This is a genomic window from Protofrankia sp. CiP1_Cm_nod2 (assembly GCF_920664355.1).
Taxonomy (GTDB): domain Bacteria; phylum Actinomycetota; class Actinomycetes; order Frankiales; family Frankiaceae; genus Protofrankia.
Genome location: NZ_CAKKTL010000101.1, coordinates 15,533 through 17,792 on the forward strand (window position 1 = coordinate 15,533; position 2,260 = coordinate 17,792).

Consider the following 2,260-nt stretch of genomic DNA (forward strand, 5'->3'; position numbering starts at 1 on the left):
GTCACTACGGGCTGGTGCTGCTGGCCGTCCCGGTGTTCGCGGCCGTGCTGTACCCGCCGGTGCTCTCCGCGCTGCTGGCGTCCGCGTTCCGGCTGCTGCGCCGCCCACCGCTGGAACAGCCTCCCGGCGGACGCCATGTACTGGCCGCCGCCGGCTGGCTGCTGGCGGGCTTCGTGCTCTACGGGGTGGCGACCTGGCTGCTCGCCCGCGACCTCACCCCGTCGGTGCACGGCGTGCGCCTGCTGCTGCTGTCGGTGGGCGGCTACTCCTTCGCCTGGACGGCCGGTTTTCTCGTGCTGGTGCTGCCGGCCGGTGCGGGTGTGCGCGAGGCGGTGCTCGTCCTCACCCTGGCGCCGGCGCTCGCGGCCGGGCCGGCGACCGTCCTCGCGCTGATCATCCGCCTGTTCGCGACCGTGGCCGACCTGGTGTGGGCTGGGATCGGCATGGCCCTGCGGCCCACCCCCACCGGCGTGCCCACTGGACGGACCGCACCACCGGACGCCGTCCCATCGCGTCCGGAGCAGGCCGTACATCCTTGATCGAGCAACCGTTCCCGAAAATCCGCCCGACGCTTCCCGATGGGGATATACCGATGCCTGGGGATACGCGGAACCGAGGATACACAGAACTCCTCGGTCAAGATCTGTAACGGTTCTTCGGTCTGCGGTGATGCCGCGATCTAGATCTTATAGATGAAAGTTATGAATAGGACTCCCTGTTTCCGTCGGCCATTTTTCGGCAGTGGCCCGGGTGGTCGAAGAAACGTGGGCAATCGTTTTGCTCCGGCTTCCGGAGGATCTGACATCAGACTGCCATGTGATGCGCATGCCGTCATTGACGGGTCGTCCGTGTGGGTGGGCCGCCCTCCCGCCAGAAGTCGATGACGAGCTCCTCGTCGCCGACGCCGATCGTCGCGAGTTCGGTGACGTCGAGCCTGAACAGGGCGAACGGCTCCGGCACGGGGATCTCCGCGGACGCGGCCCAGGCCGCCCGGTAGGCGTCGAGGCTTTCCTGATCGGTCACCGCCAGCGCCCGGCCGGTGATTTTCGCGTCGCCGTCGGCGACGTTCTTGTCCGTTGTCGCGTTGTGCAGGGCGCATCGCGGATCCCGCGACAGGTCGATCGCCTTGCGTGAGTCGGGCATCATGCCCAGCCACAGCTCGCCGAGGGCGAACAGCGGCTCGATCCCGCTCACCCGGGGCGAGCCGTCGCGCCGGAGAGTCGCGAGGATTGCCAGCCCGTACGCCTCGAACCGCCCCCGGACCGCCGCTGCCAGCCGCGGGGCCGCGGCCTCCACCTCACTCCAGTTCGCCATGCCGGCCATGCTCCCAGCCAGCACCGACAGTTCCGCCCGACCGGCGGCGAACCCGGCCTACGGTTCCCGCGATTGCGTTACGCCTTCAGAGGATCTACCCATCGGACGCCGGGGAAGCGGGCGAAGTCGGCGTCGCTGGAGCACAGTTGCGCACCGTGCTCGATGGCGAGGGCCGCTAGGTGCGCGTCGGACGTGAGGTTCCCGGCTGTTCCCAGCGGCTCGAGAAGCTGGCGGAGTACCGCCGCATGGCGTTCGGTGGGATGCACCACCACGGCACACGGCCTGCTGAGCCAGCCGTCGACGATGTCGAGAATCTCCTCCGGGCGGAACGGATTACGAAAGATCGTGGCGCGTGTCGTCAACCGGATGACCCCGAGAAGCACCGGCCAGGCGAACGCCACGGTCTCGGTGCCGGACAGTATGTCCTCAAGCCAGGCCTGTGACGGCTTGTGCCTCGGTGAGGTGTCGTCCAGCGCATATATCAGCAGGTTGACGTCGGGTAGCTTCACTTGCGTAGTTCAAGCTTACTGATGATCTCGGCGTCCTCGAGTTCGGAAGTGAGTCGCAGGGCCTTGTCGAGGTCGACGTCGGGCCGTAGCCCGAGCGATCGACTGGGTACTCGGTAGGGAGGCACATCCTGGCGCCGGCCTGCCGCCAGGCCGGCGCGTACAAGTGTGTTCAGCGCTTCTTTGAACGACAGCCCTCGTTCACGGACGATTTTCTGAAGGGCTACTGCCACATCCGGGTCGAGAGTCACCGTCGTCCGCACTGAAGCATCATAGCATCAGGCGCTTGCTGTCATGATGCCAGAAGGCCGATGCCAGAAGGCCGGGGCGGGTCAGGGCCGGGGCGAAGGGGTCAGGACAGGGTGGCCACGCCGGGTGGGGTGAAGCGGCGGCCGGTGATCTTCTCGCTGATGCCGGTGCGGTCCAGGTAGGGGGTGATG

4 protein-coding genes are annotated in these 2,260 nt (G+C 67.4%); 1 reads left to right on the top strand and 3 read right to left on the bottom strand.

Annotated elements, in window-relative coordinates; genetic code table 11:
• Window positions 1–539, top strand: a 539-nt coding sequence (locus NBW84_RS13005; protein WP_445548706.1) for a lysylphosphatidylglycerol synthase domain-containing protein, incomplete at its 5' end; no start/stop codon positions are given.
• A gap of 292 nt (window positions 540–831) precedes the next feature.
• Here the strand turns inward: NBW84_RS13005 and NBW84_RS13010 are convergent.
• The 3 genes from NBW84_RS13010 to NBW84_RS13020 all read right to left on the bottom strand — a co-directional run bounded on the left by NBW84_RS13010 (window position 832) and on the right by NBW84_RS13020 (window position 2,083).
• Complete coding sequence (locus NBW84_RS13010) at window positions 832–1,314, bottom strand: pyridoxamine 5'-phosphate oxidase family protein (protein WP_250284908.1); 483 nt, start codon at window positions 1,312–1,314, stop codon at window positions 832–834.
• Window positions 1,315–1,391: 77 nt separating this feature from the next.
• On the bottom strand, window positions 1,392–1,823 hold the full coding sequence (locus NBW84_RS13015) for a type II toxin-antitoxin system VapC family toxin (RefSeq protein WP_047222616.1): 432 nt from the start codon (window positions 1,821–1,823) through the stop codon (window positions 1,392–1,394).
• On the bottom strand, window positions 1,820–2,083 hold the full coding sequence (locus tag NBW84_RS13020) for a hypothetical protein (protein ID WP_250284910.1): 264 nt from the start codon (window positions 2,081–2,083) through the stop codon (window positions 1,820–1,822). The genes NBW84_RS13015 and NBW84_RS13020 overlap by 4 nt, the downstream gene beginning before the upstream one ends.
• Window positions 2,084–2,260: the final 177 nt, after the last annotated feature.

Coding starts and splice junctions, on each gene's coding strand:
- NBW84_RS13010 (WP_250284908.1), bottom strand. CDS start 1,314: ATGGCGAACTGGAGTGAGGTGGAGGCCGCGGCCCCGCGGCTGGCAGCG.